We start from the raw sequence: 24,486 nt of genomic DNA, 5'->3' as shown, positions 1-24,486 counted from the left end.
TCCAACCTTCCTCTATTCATTACGTCCAGTAAACCACTGCACGGTCCTCTTTAATCCTTCCTCAAAATCAATATGCGGTTTATAACCTATTAATTGTTCTGCGCATCGAATGTCGGCAAGCGAGTGTTTGACATCCCCTCGCGGTTCAGCATCATAAACCGGAAGCATAGGTTTGTTTAACATCGTTCCGATTTTTTCTGCGACCTCGTTTAGCGTGATCCTTTTCCCGCAGCCTATATTAATCGATTCCCCTTGTACTCTCGGCGCATTCGCAGCGAGCAGATTTGCCGATACGACATTGTCAACATACGTAAAATCACGAGATTTTAAGCCATCGCCATGAATAGTTGGAGGAATATCCCTCATGATTGAGGTAATGAACTTGGGGATGACTGCAGCATATTCAGCATTGGGGTCCTGTCTCGGACCGAATACATTAAAGTAGCGCAGAGATACGGTTTCTAAACCATAAATGCGGCTGAACACTTTGCAGTATAATTCCCCTGCATATTTACTTATAGCATAAGGAGATATTGGATTAGCTTCCATCGTTTCCGTTTTAGGCAGTATCTCCGAGTCCCCATAGACCGAGGAAGAAGCGGCATAAACGACTCTTCTGACCCCTTGGGCAACCGCAGTGTGCAGCACCTGCAACGTACCGTTTACATTGTTAAAATTACTTTTAAGCGGGTTGCGGATCGATTTTGGAACAGAAGGGATCGCTCCTTGGTGAAAGACGACCTCCACACCATCCATCACCTGATTTAGCACGTCCAGGTCCGTTATGCTCCCTTCCACGAATTCGATGTCTGAACGTATTTCTAGTAAATTTTCAATTTTTCCAGTTAGTAAATTATCCAGTACCTTAATCCGGTGCCCGTCTTTTACTAGGCGGTTCGCCAGATGAGAGCCAATAAACCCGGCTCCTCCGGTTATAAGATAAGTTCCCAATATACGTCTCCTCCAAGCCCACTCTCTATTATTTCATTCCAGTTTTATCTTATGCTGTTACTAATGATTTGGTATAGGTACAGACCTGTGGGTAAACGTGGTGTCTGAAAAACTTTTTACGGCATAAACTGTCATGGAGTGATTCCGATGATTCCGATGCCTATCTTCTAGTTGCGAGGTGAAAAAGTGAATTCTTTTTCTTATTTGGAATATGCCGAGTTAGTTCAAAACATTATAGCTTCCCGTCAGTATATGGATTTTAGCGAAGTAAAGCGGGATACAAGAGACTTTATCATTTTGCGGCATGATGTGGAATTTTCGATAGAAAGGGCTCATAAAATGGCGATTCTAGAGAGTATGTTAGGCATACGCTCTAGTTATTTGTTTCAAGTTCGGAATGATGCGTATAATTTATTTTCCACAAGAAATATTCAGGCTGTTCAGAGCATTCACCAGCTCGGCCATTATATCGGCCTTCATGTGCATTTGGGCATGCTGGAGAGTAAGGATCAGCTCCAAAATTTTATTATTCAAGATGTAGAGATGATGGAAAAAATGCTGCGCATTCCGATTGACCGTTTTTCCTATCACCGTCCGTCCAAAGCAATTTTATCACTTCGATTAAAAATTCGAGGTCTGATCAATACCTATGACGATTTATATTTCGAATTTAGAGAGAACGATGTGTTTGATGATTTAACCATAAAATATATAGCCGATTCCAGGCATCAATGGAAGTACGGTTATCCTGACCGGACAATGATAAAGTCACAACCGAAAATTCAGCTTCTTATCCACCCAGATGAATGGAGCATCCCCGGTTACGACTCAAAAAAAAATTTTCAAATGCTCCGGCATGAGAAAAAGATTGAATTTATTAACACATTAAAAACGGAATGTGACCATTTCGATCAAAGTACTCAATTTAACGGAGGACGATGACATGGTCTATAAAGTCGTCATTTTTGGAAACAAATCAACAACGACACAATTTATTGAGTATATTCACCATCAACTCATACCTATTGACCTGATCGTTTCAGTAGACAAAACCAAATATGAACATTCGATATCAGGTTTCAACAATGTTGTTGAATTCGCTCAAAGTCTGAGCATTCCGGTGCTGGTTGTTAACGACTACTCGTTATGCAGCTTGGAATGCAAAGATTTTTTTTCATCTAACGAATTCGATCTTGGAATATCCGTAGGCTGGCAGAGGCTGATCCCGCAAGCTGTACTAAACCGCTTTCGCACAGGGGTATTCGGATTTCATGGCAGTCCGGGTCATCTTCCATACGGAAGAGGCCGCTCTCCCTTGAACTGGTCTGTCATCAAAGGGCATACCCGGTTTCTCAATAACCTCTTTATGTACAACGAGGAGGCGGATAAAGGAGGTATTCATTCCACTAAAGCATTTGAAATTAATGAATTCGATACGATGGAATCCTTGCAGTACAAGACCGTTCTCGTCGGATTGGAGCAGGTTGCCGGGTTGATTAAGGATTACCGCAATCAGTCGATTTGCTTGGAACCGCAAAGATCAAATTTATCGACCTGGTACCCAAAACGAACGGTTGCAGACGGTAAAATATCACTGCTTTCCTCAACTAGGGAAATTTATAATTTAGTCCGAGGGGTATCCCGTCCCTTTCCCGGCGCTTTCTTGTATTCTGCCGATCAAAAGAAATTAACGATATGGGAAGCTGTCCCTTTCGATGCGTTTATAGATACTTCAAAATATTTAGTAGGAGAAATTATCGCTACTTTTGGAACCCAATTTATTATCAAAACCGTCGACGGCTCAATTTTAGTGAAAAAATATGAATATCCTGGGGTAGTTAAAAAAAATATTTTGTTTCATTAGCGCTTGTTCAATTATTTGTTCAGGAGGTGAGCGTTTGTGAAGATGCTCGTTACAGGCGGGGCTGGGTTCATAGGATCTTATCTTGTAAAAAAGCTGATTGAGGCGAAACATACGGTCATTACGTTAGATAATCTTCTTACGGGCAATGTTAATAATCTTGAAGAAGTGATGCATCATCCAAACCATACATTTGTTCAAGGCTCTGTGCTCGATCGTGAATTGCTGAGACGCATCATTGACCAATGCGATGTAGTCTATCACCTTGCAGCAGTACTAGGCATCAAAAATATTGTAGAAAACCCGCTAAGAATACTAGAGGAAAATATCGAGGGTTCGAAGAACGTATTTGGGCTCGCATATCAGCGTAGCTGTAAGGTAGTTTTCGCTTCGACTTCTGAGGTTTATGGCAAGAACGATAATCTGCCCTTTCATGAAAACTCCGACAGGCTGCTGGGGCCGCCTACTGTCCACCGATGGAGCTATGCAACTGCCAAAGCAGTTGAGGAGCATTTGTGCTTTGCCTATGCAGACAAAGGACTTCCTGTCACGGTAGTTCGCTATTTTAACGCTTACGGTCCAAGAGCGACGTCGACCCAATACGGAGGGGTCATTCCGAAATTTGTTACAGCCGCTTTGAAGGGGCTCCCCATTACAATACATGGGGACGGTAATCAAACGCGCTCTTTTACGTTTGTTGAAGATACAGTGCGCGGCACCTTTTTATGCCAAGACGCTAAACATAACGGTCAAGCTTTTAATATCGGCATTGACGAGGTCATTTCCATTAAAGAGCTTGCAGAAAAAATAAAAAAGATTACAGTCTCAAGCTCCCCTATTGTATATATTCCCCATTCGGATGTTTACGGAGAAAACTTTGAGGATACCCCAAATCGGATCCCTGATTTGACGAAATCCCGCACGATCTTAAAATATTCGCCTGCAATTGGACTGGACGAAGGCTTGAGAAAAACCGTGGCCTGGTATAAAGCTGAAATGGATGAAAGAAAGGGAGAGCGTTGACTATTGTTGAGCCGAAGGGAGGTAATATTGATGAAATCTCAGGTAACCGTCTTGATACCTTTTTATAACGCTGGAAGATATTTAAAAGAGGCTATCGAATCTGTCTTTATGCAAACCTATACCAACTGGGAATTGATTCTTATTGATGATTATTCTACAGACCAGTATTGGCCGGTAATCAAACGCTATTTAGACGACAACCGCGTTACACTGCTTCGCCATACAACTAATATGGGCCAGTCCAAGAGCTTGAATACAGGTCTGAAGTATGTTAAAACGCCTTTTGTCATACAACTTGATGCAGATGATTTATTTTATCCTTACACGTTGGAAGTGATGGTAAAAGAAGCGCTGCTCCAACCGAAGAATATAGGAGCACTCTCAGGCAATGCATTTATTTTTAATCAAAATAAAGCGGGCGAAATCGTGCGGACAGAAATTCGCAAAGGTCGATCCTACGATGAAAAATATGATTTCTTGTTAACAAACAGAACATTAATGCCTCGCTTTTACAGAACATCGGCACTGCAAAAAATTAACGGTTGGCCGACTGATGATCCTTACGGGGGGCGGTATCGCGAGGATATGAGGATCCTCTACCGGCTTATTGAGCATTATGATTTTCATTGGATAGACGAATTGTTATATCAGCATCGCAGGCATCAAACCAACCACACGCGGCAAGTAAAAAAGTACTCAGAACTTGTTGAATGGAGTGTTCGCGATGCTCTGAAACGCTGGGGAGATCATTATTCGCCTGTCTTTATAACAATAAGCGATGGATGGAAGAGGGTATCTCATCTGGAACCTAAAAAGTAGCTAGCATAAGGAGAGTATTTCCAATGAACAATAGTCTCGTTACCGTTGTCGTTCCTTCATACAATAAACAAAAATTCATTAAGAATACTTTGAATTCCATATCTATGCAGACTTATAAAAACTGGAAACTTCTCATCATAGACGATGCCTCTACAGATGGAACAGTCCGTATTATTAAAGGAATGATCGATCCGGCAAGATCAAAGCTGATCGAATTAAAAAAAAATAAAGGGATTTGTCATGTGTTAAACACAGCACTTGAACACATCGATACGAAATATTTTGTACAAGTTGACGGTGACGATTGGATAGAGCCGCATACTATAGAAGTAATGCTGAGGAAAATGGAAAACGAGTCAGAAAATACAGCAATGGCCTATGCAAATACCGTTCATTGGATTCATAAGGATGGTGTCGATCGCTTCAACGAATTGAGAAGAAGAAAAGCCTTCAAAGACAGGTATGATTTTATCACTTATGATTCCATGGTGCAGCCGAGGTTTTATCGTACGGACTGCGTTCGCGATTTAGGCGGCTGGGAGATGGACGATCCAAGCAAGGGAAGAATACTGGAGGATCGCCGCATGATGCTGAGGCTTCTCGATAAATATTCACTGCGTCATGTCGACAAGTATTTGTATCATTTGAGAAAAACGGGGGGAAATCTGAGCTCGGATAAGAATGCCCCGGATTACTCTATTGTGATTAAGTATTTTACTGATCGAGCCCTGCTTAGATGGGGAAATAAATACAAGGCAAAGTACAGCCTTTCCCCTTCATTATGGCCAAAGATAGAATTAGAGCGAAATTAGAACGTATAGAGCAAATAAACAACCTCTTGTACCAACATATGAGGTTGTTTTTTGCTTTTCGTACGGTTTGAATTGTTTTTCACGTAAAGGAAACGATATAAAAGAGAATTACACCTAGATTTCATTTTACGAAAAAGGTTGTGTAAGGGGTAATGATGTTACAAAACAACAAATTCCAACGTTTAAACGACGCCTTTGAAATCGGTCTGTATGCCATTTGCGGCTTATCCGCCATTTATTTTATCTTTCAAAAAGTATACGCTAAAAGCTTTCAGGCTATCTTGATCATTTCTGTCTTGCTTCTCATTCGAGGACTGGTCAAATGGAAGAAAAGCGAGTTATTCCCTGCTCTTCGTTTTTCGATCTTGTTTTTCATTATGTTAACTATGCTGCTCGCTAACTTATTCGGTTTATATGGTGTCATACCGTATTTAGATAAAGCAGAGCATCTTCTCTCCGGCGTCATTCTTTGTTTCGTCGGGTTGTTGGTGCTTAGAAAAATGATTCGAACCCAAGGAATATCCGCTTTCCCTTCTCCCATTGCGATCTGGTTTGCCTTGTTTTTTGCGGTAGCTATGGCAGGATGCTGGGAAATTTACGAGTTCGCCACCGACTTCCTGTTCGGGCTCACAAGCCAGAATGGCCTGATCGATACGATGATGGATATTATTTGCGGAACCGTGGGGGCGGCGGGTACAGCTCTTTACCTGGGCTATAAAGCGAAGAGACATCCGCTGTCCGTTCTTTATCCCAACGAAACCCGTCCGTGAGTATCCGACCGTTCTTAACTAGCAAATCGATGATTTGGCGGGAAGAGGCTTATGGCCTGAACATGCCTCTTCCCTATTTTCACGAAAATCGATCAACTTTGTCGCTCTAAATCCCTGCCCAGACGTCCTTGGCATACCGCCCTTCGGTTTGCAGGCCGTCCATCCATAATCCCGCCTCTTGCTCACTGACTCCGTGTATTTCTGCATACGATCTTTGCAGCGTCGCCTCTACATCGGGAGCCATTTTGCTGCCGTCTCCGCAAACATAGAGATGTCCGCCCCGATCCAATACTTCGATTAATTCTTGCGCTTGTCGCTCCATTAAATGCTGGACATACGTCTTCGGCTGCCCTTCCAGCCGGGAAAATGCCGTACGGACGTTAACGAGTCCCTCCTGTTCATACAGCTCAAGTTCTTCGCGGTAGATATAATCATCTTCGTTGCGGCAGCCGAAATACAGATACGCGGCTCCAAGCTGCTTTCCTTCCTTCTTCATTGCGCGGCGCGCTTGAAGAAACCCGCGGAAGGGAGCAATTCCGGTGCCCGGACCGACCATAACGATTGGCGTTTCCGGATCGTCCGGAAGTTGGAAACCCGACTCCGGCGTACGGACGAACAGGAGAACGGCATCGCCTGTCTGCCGCTCCGCCAAGTAGTTGGAGGCTACTCCCCGATACTCGCCTTGTCCGCTCCACGCAGGACCGCGCACAACGCCTACGGTAATGCTGGCCTGTTCCGGTTGTACGCGTGGTGAACTGGAGATCGAATAATACCTTGCTTTCAAGGGGGGCAACAGCTCCAAAAACCGTTCGAACGGCATTTCACAGGCTTCATATTTCTCCAGCAAATCGAGCATCGCAATCCGCTTGCGCAGGACGTTCGCCTTGTAGGCCTCCTCTTCTAACAATGCCTCCAATTCATGCTTATGAGGGGGGCATACGGTAAAGGCCGCAAGTTCTCGCAGTTGGGCGCGCGTCGCAGCTTCTTGCAAATCGACACTGTGGCTCAACAGATCGTATAAACTGACGGGACGATCCAGCGGCAGATGCGCCGCACTGCGTCCGGTCGCATTCAGGATGAGATGATCATTGCCTTCCAGTCCAAAACGGCGCAAGACACGCTCTACAAGTTCAATCCGATTTCGGGGGAGAATCCCCATGTGATCCCCCTCATGATACGTAACCCCTTGCGGGAGCGCGATTTCGATATGCCGGGTGCTGCGCCCGCTGTCTTCCCGCTGCAGCTCGCGATTGTCCGTCACCTTCGCATGAAACGCTTCATAACTTTGAGCAAGCGGCGTACCAGCTAATCCGCTTACGAATTGAACCGTAAGGGTGCTCGTTTCTTTTTCCGCCCTTTGATTCATTTCCAAGCCTAGTGCGGTCATCACCTCCGGCCACATTCGATCGCGCCATATATCTACCTGCTGCTCGAAATCGCCGCTCGCATCCCCCTCTCCATGCGGAGAAAGACGTGCCGCCCCCTTGGAAGCCAGCATCGTGTCAATGAGCCGGGGAATTTTCTGATATGTGCTTCCCCAATTATGATCCCCACAGCCAAAGACCGCGTAGCGCACACCTTCTAATGTACCGGGCTCGGCTTCCTGCAGCCATTCTACGAATTGGCGCGCATTGCTTGGCGGCTGGCCGTTGTAGGATGCCGAAACGATAAATACGGCGCCCTCTGTGGGGAGTTTGCCCACTCGATCATTGAGCGGAGCCACCTCGCTGCGAAAGCCTTGATAACGGGCCTCGTCGGCAAGTCCCCGGGCAATTCCCTCAGCCGTGCCGAGGTTGGAGCCATAGAGCACCAAGAGAGGTGTATTATGGGCTGCCGCCGGATTCACAGCAGCTTGTTCCGCTGCTTGCTGAGCAAGTCTTTTTGCCGGTGCCGCTGCCCCCGTACCCGTGAAAACATAACCGGCTTGTCCGCTGCGGGCGCGAACTCGCATTTTGAAGCCGTCGGGCTTAAGGGTGAGGGTTTCCTTTACCTTTAATTGATAATTGTCATGATCAATAATCTCAAAGTGCTTTAAAACCAACCCAAGTACAAGAGTCGCTTCTTGCAGGGCAAATTGCTGCCCGATGCACGCCCGCTGGCCGTTTCCGAAAGGTTTGTAGGCATGATGAGGAATCTGGCTCGGGTCGGCGAATCGTTCCGGACGAAATTCCTCCACATCCTCCCCCCAAACCGCAGTGTCGCGGTGGAGCTTGGATATCAAAACATTAACGCTCTGCCCCTTTTGCAAAGGATATTGGCCGGCCAGCATCGTATCTTCCTTCGCATATAGGGCAAACGCCGGAGCTGTCGGCCACAGGCGCAGCGATTCATTGAGAATCATGCGGATATACGCAAGTTCCCGCACCTGAGTATAGGACGGAATCGGATCTGTAAGAACGCGATCCGCCTCCTCATATGCCTTTTGCAGTTTATCCGGATTTTTCAGGAGAAAATACAGGGCAAAGGACAGCAACCCACTCGTTGTTTCGTGTCCGGCAATGAGAAAGGTGATGATCTGATAGCGAATATTTTCATCGTCCAGAGCTTGTCCGGTATCGGGATCTTTGCCGTTCAGCATACGAGCTAATAAGTCGACCCCGTCCTGTTCGCCTTGCGCTTTACGCTCGGCAATAATTTTGTCTACCAATGAGAATAAGGCTTGAATATCGTGCTGATATTGCCGTTTGGTAATGACCATCAGTCTTTCTTGGATGCCAAGACGTTGAAGCTGATTCATCGCTTCGTTCAGCGCCCGAACCATGCTAGTAATAAAAGGGTGTGGTTGTTCGCGATAAAAACTGTTAAAACGGTAGTTGAAGCCGCATAATCCGATCGTATCCAGCGTAAGACGAGTCATATCACCGGGTACGTCCACACTCTCATCGGGATTCAGCCGCGACCACTTTTGAATAAGCTGCACCGCGAGATCGGTCATCATATCGTGATATCCTCGCATCGCCGTCTGACTGAAACTTGGAAGAAGAATATTGTGAGCCTTCTTCCAGTTCGGCTCTTGTGTTTCGCTCGTAAACAATCCGTCCCCGGTGAAGGCTCTTACTTTCTGTAAAGGCGCCCAGACCTCCTTGTCAAATCGGGATTCGTCGCAAGCGTCGGCCACTAACTCGTGACCGGAGATAAATAGCTCGCTTCTTCCCGGCAAATCCAGGCGAAAGATGGGGCCGTACTCATAGGACAACTTCACCAATGATTGCACGGGCTCCTCAAGATTTAATTGAGGCAGGTTGCCCAGCGGTCCGAACGTTTTAGGCTGCGGTATCGAGATTGACATGACTTCTAATCCTCCTTGAGCAGTAAAAAATTTGAATCGGCTTCACACCGGTTTAGTATTGGAGAATTTCCCTTAAACTATCCCAATTTCTCATGGATCCGACCGCCATCCCCCGGCTAAATACTTATTTTCGCTTGTTGGGATAACTTATTATTTATGCTTTACATATATTATCTATAAGGTGAAACTCATACTTTCTTATATTTTTAAAAAGGCGGTGGCAGCAATGAAAACGAAGGAGAGTAAAATATTGTCCGAGCGTGATTTACAGTCGATTCGGCATTGGATTTCACGAATGAAAATTTTTCGGCACTTGGGGGAAGAAAAGAAAAAGGTCGTGGCGGAAAAAGCTTTGCACCTGAATTACAAAATGATTGGCAGCGGCAAGACCAGGATCGTATACGATCTGGGCAACGGGTATGTAGTCAAAGTAGCTCTTTCCAAAAGGGGACTGACTAGCAATTGGAAGGAGTATGATCTCTATAATCGCTGTTCTAGCAAGTTGCGTAAGCATCTTTGTCCTGTTATTGAGTATGGCAAAGGATGGATTATTATGAAAAACGTAAAGCGAATGGCAGCGCTGACGGAAAAATACGAGCGAAAACTGCCAAGACTTAGAAGAAGGTTCTCGAGAGAAGGGATTACAGCCCGCAGCCTTCGCAGTAAAAATCTGGCCTTGTCCAAAGCCGATAAAAGAATCATCGTCATTGACTACGGCAGCTTTCGATATGATGGAAGCTAACATATACGATATCAGCTCTCCTTTGATTGTAGACTGCCACGCTCAATTTCCCGTGCATAGCAGTCTACAGTCATCTGGTGTTCACTAAGGCAAGCTTCCTCCTCAATGCAATCCGAGCTCCTTGCCCCAGATGTTGATTTTCTCCAAATAACCTTCCAACAAAAAGGCCGATTTCTGCCCCTCTATGGCCCATTGAAGCTGCAGATATAAGCTGCGTTCCAATACCCGCTGCAAATAAGCCATTTTGTATAATCTGATTGGATCACCATTAAATTGGATACCGTATTTGCTCATTTCTGCGGCATATAAATGTGCGCATCGTTGGATGACGGCTTCCTCCTCATTTCTCCAGTCTTTCCGGTAAGCAAAAAATACACCCATCAAATTGAACATATCGAACCAGCAAGGAGCAAAGCGGGCACCTTCCCAATCGATGAATTTGATATTCCAGTTCTCATCGCCCACATTGCTGCAGCCGATGTTCGGCGTTTGCAGATCGTTGTGAATAATACTTTTCCCCGCTTGAATGAGTTCCAGAAAATAAATCGGTCCCTTCTTCAATATGCTGCGCAACCGGTCATAGCTGGATTCCAGCCGCTGTTTTATTTCAGGCCGCTCCTCTGATTTATCCAAGTATTCCAACGTTCCCTTCTGCATCTTCTGACGTTCCAGGGAAGTTGCTTCCGAATCATATCGAGGCAGCCAGTCAGCAAATGTGTCCCAATGGTTGTAGAAGTTATCATTATAGGTTTGGGCGTGAAGCTTGGCCAAGGAGGGGATAATGCGGTCGAAATGATCCGGCGTAAAGATAATTTGCCCCTTTAATTGCGGGACAAACTCCATAAAAACCCAGATATCATCGCCGTTTATTCCTTCTTCAATCAAAAATATGCTGGGCATCAAGTCCGGCAGAATGCCGCTTGCTTTCCGGTACATGTTTAACTCAGTAAGATCCTGATTGGCAACAGGCCCTTTAAATATCTTAAGAACAATCGGGACAGACTGCTTATTCGCAAATATTTCGAGCCTCCAGATTGCGCTTTTGACCGTTTCTTTCAAGCATTCCATATCCCGGTCGTTTAATGTAACGGATGAACCGAATTTAGCGGTAAGTTTATCGGCGCATTGAAGCTCACGCCATTTCAAACTAATCTCATTAAGGGGAGGGTTATCTTTTAAAGCTTTCGCATCCTCAAGCCCTTTTGCAAATCCGTCTTTCTTCCCCTTTTCAAATCCATCTGCCCGGCCTTTCTCGTAACCGTTCGGATCGTATGCATTTGTCATATTCCGTAATCCTCCACTCAAGGTTCCTTCTGTATCTTATGTAGCAATCCGCAAACGTGACATAAAAAAACCAAGAGCATTTGATCTCATGGTCCATAAGTAAATCGCTTATATCAAACCAACTTGCTTCCCCAATATTTCTATTTTTTTTAAGTAAATTTTCAACAGCTTTGCTTCCTTCTTGCCGGTGACGGCCCATTTTAACTGCAAATACATGCCTCTTTCAAGGATGCGTTTCAAAAAGGCCATCCGGTATAACGTCAAGGGCTCGGTTTTGAACTCAACGCCGTTCTTTTTCATCTCATCGGCATACAAACGAACGGCGCGGCGGGTGATGGCCTCTTCTTTATCTGCCCACTCTCTCCTATACGCCAAAAATACCCCGACTAAATTGACGAGATCAAACCAGCAAGGAGCAAACTTCGCGCCTTCCCAATCGATAAATTTAACCTGCCACTTGCGCTCCTTCAAATTGTGACAGGCCATATTGGCTGTATGCAAATCGCCATGAATGATGCTGAGTCCAGCCTTGCTTACCTCCGGGAAGTATCCCGGCCCTTTTTTCAACAGCTCTCGCAGTCTGGAATAATATGGTTGAACAATCGCCTTGAGCTTGGGCTTTTTCATCGCTTCATCAAGATAATGAAGTGTTAATTTGTTTGTTTCGATTCGTTCTGTAAGCATTCTCGGCGAATCAAAGCGGGGAAGCCAATCCGCAAATATTTTTTCGTGCTGCTCAAACTTTTCGTTCATCGTCGCGGCATGAAGCTTCGCCAGCGCAGGTATGATTTTGTCAAAATGATCGGGATTGTAGTGCACCCGCCCTTTGACAGCTTCGATATACTCCATGAACACCCATAAGTCATGACCGTTGACATTACGCTTAGTCAGATATATTTTCGGCATGAACGGCTGCAGAACTTTCCTTGCTCTGCGATATATGTTTTTTTCTACTGTGCTTTCCGGGCGGGATTTCCTTAATTGCTTCGATATTTTAAGAATAACGGGCATGCTTGTTTGACCGGACTTGATCTCCAGCTTCCAAATGCTGCTTTTATACGAGTCCTTCAAACATTCCATTTTGCGATGGTTTAGTGACACCTCTCCGTTTAATACGTGCTTGAATGTGTCTGCAAAATTCATTTTCCGCCATTTTCTGCGAATGAATCTTTTGGTGATGACTTTTACGCGGCCCATTCGTCCTCATCCCCCTTTCTGCCTTTGTACTATCTTATGTTGAAACAGGTAGCATGATATAGTTCATACACCCTTCGAGACAAACATACCTATCCTCAACGGGCGTATCAGATCGTATAAAAAAAACCGCGAACACTAGCTCGCGGCTTTACTTTCAAACGCTATTATGCACTGCAGCCCTCACACTCAAAGTACGAATCGCCGGAGCCCTCTTTCACTTCGAGCACCTCGCCGACCGTAATATCGTCCAGCTCCGTAAACTCAAAATCGGCAATCTTCTCGTGTACCTTGACGCGCGCTTCCTCCTCCGTTGCCGCCGACCAGCTGAATTCGCCCTTTTTGCCAGTCGATTTCACTTCAAATGCAAACAAATAACGTGCCATCTATGAACAGCCTCCTCGATATTGCAATAATAAGTCACTCTGCTCTACTATTCTACCATAACTCTTTATTCCTCGAACAGCTTCTCGCCGCGCTGCAATCTCCAGGCAATCCGCACCGTATGCGGAAGCTCTCTGGCCGTTGGCGCATGGGCCGCCAAATAGCGCGTACAGGCAAGCAGCATCGTTTCCCTGGCTTCCGCCGCAAAGGCATCCTCGCGCTGCAGCCAATCCTCATACTCCATTACGGCCGCTTCATACATCTGGAAAGTATGAAATTCCGCATCCTCGCGCAGCAAGGCATGGCCTAACGCACTCCACAGCGCGTCATCGTCACCGCCCGCCTCCCGATAATCAGCGACCCACTGAGCGGCCGGCGCAACTTGCTGGCGCTGATCGAGCAGATCCAGCAGTTCTTCGGTATCGTTTGGCTTCGAAGCCGAATCCGGGGACAGCTTCGGCCGCGCAGCGGCAGGCACATTGAGAAACCGGTCCAAATATACGCGCATCGCCCCATGAAAAACAGCCCGCACCAGCAGCGGCTCATCCGAATGCTTCAGACTTTCATGAACAGCATGTGCGTAAGTAAAGGTGTGAAGGACAGCGATCCAGTCCGCAAAATCATTTTGCGTATGAAAACGGACAATGCGCTCAGCCGCGGCCACAGCGACCAGCTGAGCCATATGAGCCGGGGCTGTTCCGGCCAGCAGCGCTTCCTTTATGACCGCGATCGTTTGCAGCGGCTGATCGCCGAGCAGTTGCGCGATCAGTTCCTGCTCATCCGGCGGCGGCGCCTTATGCCCGCTATCCCCTTGAGTCAGTTCAGCGACTGCCTGGAGCACCGGCTCAACCAGATTGATCGGCGTTTGCCACTGATGCAGCTCCTCGCTGCGCGCGGCGCCGCCCATCATCGGCACTAATGCTGCCAGTACATCGCCAGTGTACTGTTCGTCTATGAACTGCAGCGCCTCGAATGCTTTATTATGAAAATCGAATGTATGTCCGCCATCCAGATAAAAATGATCCGTAGCAGCGATCAGCATCATATCGGCAAGCTTCTCCACTGAAACACCCTGCCGCACAGCTGTCAGCAGCACCTTCTCCGCTCCTTGCGTATCCCGCACTTCGATGCAGCTGCGATACCACTGGGCCAGTCGCGCCATCGGCAAATTCGCATCCGGCAGCGCGCCAAGCAAATGGCGGGCTGAACGGCCGGAACTGTTGCGCGCGACATGAACAAGTCCCTGATAGAGCGCAAGCATGCGGCCTTTTTGATCCAGCCGTGGCGCGATCCGCGCCATCGCGGTCAGTATCGTCAGCCCGGAATTCCAGCCGCTGCCATAACGCACCCCATGCAGAATGCCGATGCTGGCAATTTCCGCGACCGGCACATTTGCCTCTAATAGGCCGACAAGCGCTTTTGCGATTACGATGCCGATATTTTGCTGCAGCCCTTCCATTAACCGTTCTTTATAGCGCTGAATACCCGCAGGGGTACGCGGCCTGACATGCACCCAAACCTCGCCCTCTTCAACTTTGACCTCATAAGACGGTACATCGTCAGCCCACGGATCGAGCGTCCCTCCGCTGCAAATATCGAACCGGGCATGGTGCCAGTGACAGGTCAATATGCCATCGCACAAGCTGCCCATATGAAGCGGAAAGCCCATATGCGGACAGCGGTTATCCACCGCATAGACGCGATCCTCATAATAAAATACCGCAATCCCGCCTTTGATGATCGTCTGGCCTTTCGCTTTGATCGACTGTAAACTTCCAGCTGAAATCCATGCTGTTTGTTCCTCCATCATCCTGCCTCCTTCATCTTATTCGATGTCCTCCAGCAGTGCCTATATGTAAATCTATTCCACAGCAAAGCCTGTTTTCCTGCGGCAAAACAGCAAAAGACTACAAGGTATTTTCCACGCAGTCTCTCGCTCTATCAATTACCATTCGGCAAACGAGCCATCCTCATAATAAAGCCGCGGCGTATCCCAATCACCGCCAAACCCCCGTTCCGCCAGCGCTTCCTCATTGACCTCAATGCCAAGCCCTGGCCCTTGCGGCACTGCAATATACCCATCCTGAATGACAAAAGGCTGCTGCAAGTACCCTTCTCCCAAATCCCAGCGCTCCGCCAGCGAAGGGTGCTCTTGAATAAGGAAATTCGGCGTGCAGGCATCAAGCTGGAGACAGGAGGCAAGGGAAATCGGCCCAAGCGGATTATGAGGCGCAATCGATCCGTAATACATTTCGGCCATCGCCGCGATCTTTTTCGCTTCAAAAATGCCCCCGGCGTGACACAGATCAGGCTGTACAATCGAGATCGCCTGCTTCTCCAGTGCTTCGCGGAAGCCCCAGCGCGTAAACAGCCGTTCACCGGCGGCAATTGGCACAGAAGTGGCGCCCGCAATCCGCACCATTGCCTCGATATTGTCAGGCAAACAGGGCTCTTCAATAAACATCGGATAATACGGCTCAAAAGCTTGCGCCAGGCGGATCGCCATCGCCGGACTGACGCGCCCGTGAAAATCGATTGCAATGTCAATTCCGCTGCCGACCGCTTGCCTTATTGCCGCGAGCCTTTTAACCTGGCTTTCCACGAATGCCAGTGTGTCGACTTGACGTACAGGTGCATCCACTCCGATCTTGATCGCGCTGAATCCGGCAGCGACACGGCGCTCCGCATTAGCAGCGCATTCCTCCGGCGTCGTGCCGCCGCTATGACAATACATGCGTATTTTTTCGCGACAGCGCCCGCCAAGCATTTCGTAGACAGGCATGCCGTAATATTTGCCTTTTATGTCCCATAACGCTTGCTCTATGCCGCTTATTGCACTTACAAGCACAGGGCCGCCGCGGTAGAAGCTGCTGCGGTACATCACCTGCCAGTGATGCTCGATTCGGAGCGGATCCTCCCCAATCAGGTACCGCTCCAGCTCCTTTACCGCTGCCGCCACCGTCAGCGCCCTGCCTTCGACAATCGGCTCGCCCCATCCGGCTATTCCTTCATCCGTCTCGATTTTCAGAAACAACCAGCGCGGCTTCACATGAAATAGTTGCATCGCTGTTATTTTCATATCCGCACTCCTCCTTACCTGATGGTTAACCACGATCTGCCCAGACTGGCAGCAGCGCGCCGCCATCCATTTCCAGCGTTGTCCCCGTTATATAACCGGCGCCCTCCGAGGCCAGAAAGACGACAGCTTCGCCGATTTCCCCCGGTGAAGCAAATCTGCCGAGCGGGATACGGGCGGAAATGCTGTCGATAGCCCTATTTACCTGCTGCACCGGTGCTGCATCAAGCCGTTCTATCCTTGTATAACCTGGGGCAATGCCGGCCACGCGAATGCCGTGGACCGCAAGCTCCAGCGCCATATTTTTCGTCAGCTTGTTCACTGCCGCCTTCGCGGCCGCATAGACGGTTGCATGATTCCAGCAGCCGCTGGCATGATTCGAGCTGATTTGAATGATCGTACCCGCGATTCCCTGCTCCACCATTAGCCGCGCTGCGTATTGCGAGCAAAAATAGAGCCCCTTCAAATCCGTGTTCATCACCTCGTCGAACAACGCCGGCGTCGTTTCCAAAAAAGGCTTCATGCGTGTAATTCCGGAATTGTTGACATGAACGTCCAGCCGCTCGAAGCTTGCTTCGAACTGGGCAAACAATGAGGCTACGCCCTCCATTGACGAAATGTCAGCCTGCAGCAGCTCAGCCCGGCCGCCGGCCGCCTCCGCCTCGCGGACAGTGTCCGCAGCCATCGCTTTGCTTGTGTGATAATGCACGCCGACATCGTATCCCGCCTGCGCCAGCTTAACTGCAATCCCCTTGCCGATGCCCCTTCCGGCACCTGTTACCAAAGCTACCTTTCGGCCCATAGGCTTTAAGCCCCTTCCGGCAAAAAATATCACCTGCAGCTATCCCTTCAAACCTGTAAATGAGACCCCGCGTTCAATAAGCTTTTGGCACGAAATAATAATGATCATTAGCGGCACAGTTGCTGCCACAAGGCTGGACATAATAACATTGGCCCCCATGCTCTGCCGGTTCTGGAAATCATTGAGCGCGACAGTAAACGTCCAGACGGAAGGCGAGCGGGCAATGACAAGCGGCCACAAAAATTCATTCCACACCGCAATAAAGGTCATGACCGAGACAACTGTAAAGATCGGAGCCGACATCGGGACGATAAGCCGCCAATAAATGCGAAACTCCGAAGCGCCGTCAATCCGGGCCGCCTGCATAAGCTCGCCGGGCAGTTGCTCAAAGAAGCCTTTAAATAAAAATATGACAACCCCCCAGGCGGTATGCGGCAATATAATGCCCCAAAGCGTATTGACGAGGTTCAGCTTCTCCATCGTCAAATAGAGCGGAACGAGAATGGCAATTTCCGGTATCATGATGGTGGCGACAAAAAATAACGTAAGTCCAACCCCTACCTTGCCGCGGACAAGATGCGCGAGTGCAAACCCTGCCGTGCCGCCAATCAGCAGATGGCTTAAGATAGACCCTGCCGTCACAATGACACTATTCAGCAAGAAATGAGGAAAACCGTACGAGCCGGCCGTCCCGTTCGCAAACTGCGCCAGCACGAAGTAATTGTCAAATAAGCGCTTCCAATCTTTATGCTCGCTAATCGCCGCTACCTGTCCGGCAATCAGATTAGAATCATCCATTTGCTGCTTCACTATAGCTGACAGCTCTTGCAGCTGCTCCGGCAACTGCAGCGTACTCTCGTATGGGACCGCTTGCTCATACCATTCAAATTGCGTAAATTCCCGCTCGCGAATAATCGCCAGCTTCAAGCGCATCATCGCATCCGTAAAGAGCTGCGTCGGCACAATCTCCGGCCGGCCAACGGTAAATTTATAGGAAGGCATTGCGGCCGTATAGACCTTTTTCCCATTTTTAACTCCTGTTACGACAAGCTCGCCGATCGCTTCGTTTTGCATTTTTTTCCACGTAAACCAAATTGCCTTCATCGCATCCAGTTCGTAATCTTCGGCCGCAGCCAAATCCGTACCGTCATAATTCAGCGTAACTTCGACTTGTCTTGGCATCTCGGGAATCCAGGTGGGCGGAAACCGATAGATGGAAATATTGTCCTTCATGGACGAACTGATCATCCAGATCAGCGGAATGACTGATACGATGATGAACAATGCTGCAACAGCGTATGATACTGTTTTCACGGCAATTTCTCCGCGTTCCCTAATTTTTTTACGGGCAGCCATCTACTCCCCTCCTCTTCTGCGAATTTATCAATCGGACTTGGAAAAGCGAATTTGCAAATACGTAATAAAGGCGATAATCACAAACATCACGAGTGAAATTGCGCCAGCAACGCCAAAGCGGAACTCTTTGAAGGAGCTGTTGAACACGAGCATGGACAATGTTCGCGTCGAGTTGGCCGGTCCTCCGCCTGTCATAATGTACATCGGATCAAAGCTGAGAAACACGCCGGAAATAAAGGCGATAAACTGAATGCCGATGATAAACTTCAAGCTCGGAAATACGATGGCTGACATTCTTCGCCATGGGCCGGCTCCATCAATCTTCGCAGCCTCGACATTTTCATTCGGGATGCCCTGCAGCGCCGAGTAATAGATCAGCATGCTCATGCCCGTGCCGAACATGGCAGGAATGACGATCGCCCATTTGGCCATCGCCGGATCGTTAAGCCAGCCGTATGGCCCGAGCCCAACATGCTCCAGCAAAAAGTTAAGCAGGCCATAATCGGGATTGTACAGCCACTTCCACAGCAAATAGCCGGCTACAGAGGGGACGGCCGTCGGCAGCAAGTAAAGGACGCGAATTGTCTTATTCGCCACACGCACCTCATTAAGCAGAATCGCCTGTACAATAGGCACCCAAAAGGTCAGTACAAAGTAAATAATAAAAAAAGCGAACGTATTTTTCAGGCCATTCCAGAACTCCGATGAATGAAACAAATAGCTGAAGTTATCCAGCCCGACGAAGGTGCCTGGCGGGTTAACCACCTTATAATCAAAAAAGCTCATATATACCGCTTGCAATAACGGATAATATTTAAATAACAGGAAACAAACGACAGACGGTGCTAAAAAAAATATCGGGGTCCAGCGAATCTTTAGCTTTTTGCCCCTGCCTACTGCGTACTTCGTCTTCGCCTCGAGAACGGACTTCACATTTGTCCCCCTCCTTTCGAGCAGCATGCAAGGGAAGCGGCTTCTTGGAGACTCGGCTCCCTTGCATGCGGCATATTCCTACTTTAATGCGGCATTATACGCATCGACGACCTCTTTTTGCGCTGCAGCCTGCGCTTTTTCCAGTAAATCCTTTACATCCGATTTCTCATCGGTCAGCGCTTGCTGCACCGCCTTCACCACATACGGCGTCAGCCGTTCTTTCAAAAAGTATTCCAAACGGGCGTCCCCTGCCGCCTTCTTCACGCCGGCAACAAGATCGGCCGGCACATTCTCCGTATATTGACTTGGATCAATATCCTTCCGCACAGACAGCAAATTCGGGAAAATGCCGTTATCGGACTGAAATTGATAAAGCCGCTCCTGCACATCCTTGGACATCATAAAGGTAATGTACTTCCATGCAGCTTCCTGTCTCTCTTTCGATGTTTTCGGATTAATAATCCAGTATGCGCCGCCGATTTGTGACGGGCCTTTGCCCGAAGGGCCGACCGGATACGGGGCAAAGCCGAGATGATTCAAATCCAGACCGTTCGCGGCATAGCCGCCAAAGCTGCTGGAGGAGCCATTCGTCATCGCCGCCCGTCCTTGATACAGATCGTTCATATTATCCTGATAGCTTTGCAGCACATTGCTTTGCACGATTTTATGCGTCCACTTCAAATCTTTGTAATACTGCAGCGCCTTCACGGTCGCATCATTCGTAAAAGTAAGCGTCACTTTGCCGTTATCGTCAACCTCCGTCAGATCGCCTCCGGCCTGCCATACATAATATTCAAACCACCAATCCGCCCACTCCATACCGAGCAGCGTCAAGGCATATTGTTTGTTGGTCTGGTCGGTCAGCTGTTTGCCCATCGTCACCATCTCATCCCAGTTGGCCGGCGGCTTATTCGGGTCCAGCCCCGCCTTTTCAAAAAGTTTTTTGTTCCAGAGCAGACCGGTCACATACATATCGTTTGGCAGGCCATACAGCCTGCCGTCAATTGTGGCTGCCTGCAAGGAAGAAGCAATAAATTGATCCTTATCGGCATATGCATTCCAAAAGTCGGTAATATCCAGTGCCAGTCCTTGCCCGACCCAGTCGCCGATAATCGGAAAATGCGCCGCATGATAGGCATCCGGGCCGTTGCCGCCCGCCATCGCGGTCACAAATACTTCACGGTCGTTCGTCCCTTGCGGCATTTGCTCATGAGTGACTTTAATGTTCGGGTTGGCCGCATCAAACTCTTGAAAAAACTGCTCGCGCAGCGCCTTAATCGGATCATCCGGCTGCGGGGCATCCCAGATGGTTAACTCAACCAGCTTGCCGTTCTCCTGATTCGAGCCGCCAGCAGGAGGCGCTTGATTAACCGGCGTGTTTCCTTCCTGCGAAGCAGGCGTGGAGCCGGTAGTTCCTCCCCCGCTTGAACATGCGGACAGCAGCATGGCCATCGTCAAAGCAGCGGAACATATCATTTTTTTGCGAGCAACATTATGCAACAATTTCGAATCCCTCCTCATTCATCGAACGGCCCTTGTTTTGGTCGCCCTTGTATTGTTACATCGTCAGTATATCCGCCATTGACAACGCTTTCTATGTAAAATTGTAACTTGTGTTTAGCAAAATTTTAACCTCTATCCCCAGCGTATTCTTCTGATCGCAAAAACGTGGTACATTATACCATAACTAATCTTTCTTATATTTTGAGAAGAAACAGCTGTTGCTGGCAATAAAATTCGGGAGGGCTGCATAATGCGTTTTCGTAATAAAATGATCCTCTCTTTCTTCATTGTCATCAGTCTCGCCTCTGTCATTATGGGTTTCTCTTATTATCGAATGATGAGCGACGAGCTGCAGGCATCCACGCTGCAAGGTCTGAACCGCCTTATTGAGCAGACCGCCGATACGCTCGACCTTCACCTGAAAACGGTCAGCATGATCGGGCTCGGTTATTTTTCCGATATTTCTTTGCAAAAGTTTTTGGATACGCCTCCAACCTTTGAGGATCAGCAATATTACAACAACAAGCTTGAAGGGCAGCGGATTCAAAACCCGCTCATTTCTTCCGTGACGATCGCCCGCTTAAATGGCGAGCAGTTTTCCAGCGTCTACTATCAGAAGCCCGAGCTGAGAGCTTTAATGAAACAAGAGCTGCAGCGCGTCGGCGAGCTGGCGCACAAGCTTGAGGGCACGCCATTGTGGGCGGTCTCGCTGACGACAACGAGAAGCTCGCTTTCTCCTGTCAGTACGATCAGCTATGTGCAGCAGCTGCGGCGGATAACGGCAAGCGCGCAGCACCCCGTCGGCCTGCTGAAGATTGATGTCAACCCGGCGGTTCTCACCAATGCGCTGAAAGGTCTGCATGACGAGGAAGGCAGCACTTACTATATCACAGATAAAGCGGGCAGCATTATTTTTGCTGAAAATAGCGAGCTAATCGGCAGCTCCATCGCCGATCAGCCTTTATTTCACGAGTATTTGCAGTCGCTGGGGCGGCACCCTAACCATTTTTCCTTCGCGGAAAATAACGAGCAGTATATCGGCTTCTATCGTCAGCTGGCCAATGCGGACTGGCTCATCTTCGGCCGCGCCCCGCTGCAGCGGATTTCCGACAAAGTAAACAGCTACGGGCAGACGGTGCTGCTGATCGCGCTGCTGAGCTTCTTTATAGCCATGCTGATCGGTTCGGCGATTGCGGCAAGCGTAACCCGCCCGCTCAAGCTGCTAAACAAAAAAATGAAGCAGGTCGAAATGGGCGATTTCCACGCTGTGATCCAAGTGAAAGGGAAAGATGAGTTTTCTACCATCCAGTACAGCTTCAACAAAATGACGACAGAAATTCGCGCGCTGATTACTAAAGTTTATGAAACGGAGCTGCTTAAAAAAGAAGCCGAATTGAAAGCGCTGCAATCGCAAATCAATCCGCATTTTCTATACAATACGCTCGGTACGATTGACAGTATGGCCTCCATTAACGGGGAGCCGCGCATCGGCTACATATGCCGTGCACTAGGAGGCATGCTGCGCTATAACTTGAATGGCGGGAGTACCGCCACTATTCAGGAGGAAGTGACCCATCTTGAGCAATATTTATCGATCTACCGGCTGCGCTTTGCCAGTCAGTTTCAATATACGATTGAAGTCGAGGAGCGGCTCAAGCAACTGACCGTCCCCAAGTTTCTATTGCAGCCGCTTGTCGAGAATGCAATCATCCATGGTCTGGAGCAAAAGATCGGCCCCAAAGAGCTGAGCCTAGCGATTTGTAGCCATGACAACGGCCGGCAGCTGAAGTTCGACATTACAGATAACGGCGCCGGTATGGAGGCGGAAATACGCGATCAGCTGCAGCAGCGTTTGGCAGGCGGGTCCGACTATGCTGAACGGGCGGGAGCAAGACCAATGATCGGTCTAATGAATGTATTTAAGCGAATCGAAATTTATGCCGGGTGCAAGCCGCAAGTAACCATAATGAGCGAGCCGCGGTGCGGAACCTGCATCCAATTTACCATTCCGAAGTTAATAACGGGAGGCGATCGCCATGAAGCTGATGATCATTGAAGACGAGCCGCTAATGCGTCAAGGTATTATTAGCAAGATCGATTGGGAAGCCCTGCAGCTCACCCTTTCTTGTGAGGCTTCCGACGGATTCGAGGCTTTGCGTTTGCTCACCGAATATCAGCCGGATATTGTGCTTACCGATGTGCGCATGCCCGGCATGACAGGATTGCAGTTTATTGGCGAGGCGCGCAGCCGCTATCCTGCCCTGAAGTTCATTATAATAAGCGGATATGACGAGTTTGAATATGTAAGAGAGGCGCTGCAGCATCATGTAAAAGACTATTTGCTTAAGCCGGTTGACCCTGATAAGCTGAATGATTTGTTGACGGAAGTGTGCGCCGAGCTGCGTGCAGAGCGCGAGTCAGCCAGCTATTATGCCTATTTGGAGGAAATAGGCAAGCTCTACCCGCTTTGCGATCTGCGGCCGGATGATCATCGCCATACCCGCTTTTTGCTTGAGCCTCAGCTCAAGCTCGCGCAAGTTCCGGCGGAGCTGCTTGGCTGGCCGCTCTACTGCACTGCAACGGCCAAAATCGCCACAACAATGAACGATGAGAAGGAGCTGGCCTTGGCCAGGTTTTCAGTCCATAATGTCATTCAAAACGGGCTGCTCGCCGACTGCGGCCGCGAGCCGGCTGCTGATGTTGTCGTATTTAATCATATTTATAAACGCGAGGAAGTCGTGGTGCTGATCGGATGTGAGCACAGTGCAATGCTGCAGGAAATTAGCGATCAACTGGAGCGATTGCTGGAATGGGTAAAGGCACGGCTAAAAATCAATCTCTCTATCGGGATCGGCGGCATGAAGGAATCCCCTTATCACTTGGCGCAATCCTACGCAGAAGCGGGTAAAAGATTGAAAAACCGCCTGCTAGCCGGTGACGGCAAACTATTCGGTAGAAGCGAGATTACGGGCGGGCACCAGCCCGCTCCATTCACCGCCTTGCACGAGCCGGCCAAACAAACACTTGTTGCCATGCTTGAGGAAGGGAAAGCAGCCGACTTCGCAGATACAGTTATCCAGCTGATGAAGACGGCGCTATCGCCGGCCTGCTGCTACGAGCATATCGAATATTTTTACACCGAGGTCATTCATCTGCTGCGGTCGTACAGCCGGGAGCGCGGAGTACGGCTGCCGGCTGCCTTTTTGATAGCGCCGCTGACCGATTTGGAGGAGGCCGCCGACTGGACCGGGCTGCAGGCGATTTTGCTGAATCAGCTGCAGAAGCTGGCCGATTTGACGACAGACCGTTTTGGCGACCGGTCATCAGACGCCATCATTAAATCTGTCCGGGAGTATGTTGACGATCACTATGCTGCCGATCTTAATTTGCAATGGGTTGCTGACACTTACTATATACACCCGAATTATTTTTCCAAGCGTTTCAAGCAAACGACTGGCAGCAGCTTTAGCGATTACATCACCTCAGTGCGGATGAAGCGTGCCAAAGAGCTGCTTGCAACGACTTCATGCAAAATCAATATCGTTGCTCAGATGGTTGGCTATGACGATCAAAATTATTTTTGTCATGTCTTTCGCAAAGCCGTTGGCGTAAGCCCCAGCAATTACCGTAAAGAACGGGAAATTGCCGATTGAAGCTGCGGCTTGTAAAGCCGCGAGCCGACCGAGC

The 24,486-nt window shown here is 48.6% G+C and carries 20 protein-coding genes; 9 read left to right on the top strand and 11 right to left on the bottom strand.

Annotated features, from left to right (window positions below):
• Positions 1-12: 12 nt before the first annotated feature.
• Positions 13-951, bottom strand: coding sequence for an SDR family oxidoreductase (locus ACFQ0N_RS02040; protein ID WP_379322675.1), 939 nt, complete (start codon positions 949-951; stop codon positions 13-15).
• 186 nt (positions 952-1,137) lie between these two features.
• Here ACFQ0N_RS02040 and ACFQ0N_RS02035 point away from each other — a divergent pair, with 186 nt between their 5' ends.
• From ACFQ0N_RS02035 to ACFQ0N_RS02010, 6 genes are all read left to right on the top strand, one after another.
• Positions 1,138-1,893, top strand: coding sequence for a hypothetical protein (locus ACFQ0N_RS02035; protein WP_379322674.1), 756 nt, complete (start codon positions 1,138-1,140; stop codon positions 1,891-1,893).
• A gap of 1 nt (position 1,894) precedes the next feature.
• On the top strand, positions 1,895-2,815 hold the full coding sequence (locus tag ACFQ0N_RS02030; RefSeq protein WP_379322673.1) for a methionyl-tRNA formyltransferase: 921 nt from the start codon (positions 1,895-1,897) through the stop codon (positions 2,813-2,815).
• 42 nt (positions 2,816-2,857) lie between these two features.
• Positions 2,858-3,835, top strand: a complete 978-nt coding sequence (locus ACFQ0N_RS02025) for an NAD-dependent epimerase/dehydratase family protein (protein ID WP_379322983.1) — start codon at positions 2,858-2,860, stop codon at positions 3,833-3,835.
• Positions 3,836-3,865: 30 nt separating this feature from the next.
• A complete protein-coding gene (locus ACFQ0N_RS02020) occupies positions 3,866-4,654 on the top strand; it encodes a glycosyltransferase family 2 protein (protein ID WP_379322672.1) in 789 nt (262 codons plus the stop codon).
• Between the two features lie 23 nt (positions 4,655-4,677).
• A complete protein-coding gene (locus ACFQ0N_RS02015; protein ID WP_379322671.1) occupies positions 4,678-5,466 on the top strand; it encodes a glycosyltransferase family 2 protein in 789 nt (262 codons plus the stop codon).
• 152 nt (positions 5,467-5,618) lie between these two features.
• Positions 5,619-6,236, top strand: a complete 618-nt coding sequence (locus ACFQ0N_RS02010; protein WP_379322670.1) for a DUF2238 domain-containing protein — start codon at positions 5,619-5,621, stop codon at positions 6,234-6,236.
• A gap of 106 nt (positions 6,237-6,342) precedes the next feature.
• Here the strand turns inward: ACFQ0N_RS02010 and ACFQ0N_RS02005 are convergent, their stop codons facing one another.
• On the bottom strand, positions 6,343-9,525 hold the full coding sequence (locus ACFQ0N_RS02005) for a bifunctional cytochrome P450/NADPH--P450 reductase (protein WP_379322669.1): 3,183 nt from the start codon (positions 9,523-9,525) through the stop codon (positions 6,343-6,345).
• Positions 9,526-9,751: 226 nt separating this feature from the next.
• Between ACFQ0N_RS02005 and ACFQ0N_RS02000 the strand changes: the two genes are divergently transcribed.
• Entirely contained in the window at positions 9,752-10,267 is a 516-nt protein-coding gene (locus tag ACFQ0N_RS02000) for a hypothetical protein (protein WP_379322668.1), read from the top strand.
• Positions 10,268-10,369: 102 nt separating this feature from the next.
• Here ACFQ0N_RS02000 and ACFQ0N_RS01995 read toward each other — a convergent pair whose 3' ends face one another.
• The 9 genes from ACFQ0N_RS01995 to ACFQ0N_RS01955 all read right to left on the bottom strand — a co-directional run bounded on the left by ACFQ0N_RS01995 (position 10,370) and on the right by ACFQ0N_RS01955 (position 20,799).
• Positions 10,370-11,551, bottom strand: a complete 1,182-nt coding sequence (locus ACFQ0N_RS01995) for a phosphotransferase (RefSeq protein WP_379322667.1) — start codon at positions 11,549-11,551, stop codon at positions 10,370-10,372.
• 108 nt (positions 11,552-11,659) lie between these two features.
• Positions 11,660-12,748, bottom strand: a complete 1,089-nt coding sequence (locus ACFQ0N_RS01990; protein WP_379322666.1) for an aminoglycoside phosphotransferase family protein — start codon at positions 12,746-12,748, stop codon at positions 11,660-11,662.
• A 164-nt stretch (positions 12,749-12,912) separates the two neighbouring features.
• Positions 12,913-13,131 (bottom strand): hypothetical protein, encoded by a 219-nt coding sequence (locus ACFQ0N_RS01985; protein ID WP_379322665.1) that lies wholly within the window; start codon positions 13,129-13,131, stop codon positions 12,913-12,915.
• Positions 13,132-13,196: 65 nt separating this feature from the next.
• Positions 13,197-14,936: a Rieske (2Fe-2S) protein gene (locus tag ACFQ0N_RS01980; RefSeq protein WP_379322664.1), complete on the bottom strand. Its 1,740-nt coding sequence runs from the start codon at positions 14,934-14,936 to the stop codon at positions 13,197-13,199.
• A gap of 138 nt (positions 14,937-15,074) precedes the next feature.
• On the bottom strand, positions 15,075-16,208 hold the full coding sequence (gene dgoD, locus ACFQ0N_RS01975) for a galactonate dehydratase (protein ID WP_379322663.1): 1,134 nt from the start codon (positions 16,206-16,208) through the stop codon (positions 15,075-15,077).
• A gap of 25 nt (positions 16,209-16,233) precedes the next feature.
• Entirely contained in the window at positions 16,234-17,007 is a 774-nt protein-coding gene (locus tag ACFQ0N_RS01970; RefSeq protein ID WP_379322662.1) for an SDR family NAD(P)-dependent oxidoreductase, read from the bottom strand.
• 39 nt (positions 17,008-17,046) lie between these two features.
• Complete coding sequence (locus ACFQ0N_RS01965; protein WP_379322661.1) at positions 17,047-18,363, bottom strand: carbohydrate ABC transporter permease; 1,317 nt, start codon at positions 18,361-18,363, stop codon at positions 17,047-17,049.
• Positions 18,364-18,390: 27 nt separating this feature from the next.
• Positions 18,391-19,296 carry a carbohydrate ABC transporter permease gene (locus tag ACFQ0N_RS01960; RefSeq protein WP_379322660.1) on the bottom strand — a complete coding sequence of 302 codons (906 nt, stop codon included), beginning with the start codon at positions 19,294-19,296 and terminating at the stop codon, positions 18,391-18,393.
• 78 nt (positions 19,297-19,374) lie between these two features.
• Positions 19,375-20,799 carry a sugar ABC transporter substrate-binding protein gene (locus ACFQ0N_RS01955; RefSeq protein WP_379322659.1) on the bottom strand — a complete coding sequence of 475 codons (1,425 nt, stop codon included), beginning with the start codon at positions 20,797-20,799 and terminating at the stop codon, positions 19,375-19,377.
• A gap of 250 nt (positions 20,800-21,049) precedes the next feature.
• Here ACFQ0N_RS01955 and ACFQ0N_RS01950 point away from each other — a divergent pair, with 250 nt between their 5' ends.
• Positions 21,050-22,855, top strand: coding sequence for a cache domain-containing sensor histidine kinase (locus tag ACFQ0N_RS01950; protein ID WP_379322658.1), 1,806 nt, complete (start codon positions 21,050-21,052; stop codon positions 22,853-22,855).
• Positions 22,836-24,452, top strand: a complete 1,617-nt coding sequence (locus ACFQ0N_RS01945) for a response regulator (RefSeq protein ID WP_379322657.1) — start codon at positions 22,836-22,838, stop codon at positions 24,450-24,452. The genes ACFQ0N_RS01950 and ACFQ0N_RS01945 overlap by 20 nt, the downstream gene beginning before the upstream one ends.
• Positions 24,453-24,486: the final 34 nt, after the last annotated feature.

Origin of the sequence: Paenibacillus sp. GCM10027626, assembly GCF_042676285.1 — a bacterium.
Taxonomy (GTDB): domain Bacteria; phylum Bacillota; class Bacilli; order Paenibacillales; family Paenibacillaceae; genus Paenibacillus_Z.
This window is presented reverse-complemented; position numbering and strand designations above follow the sequence as displayed.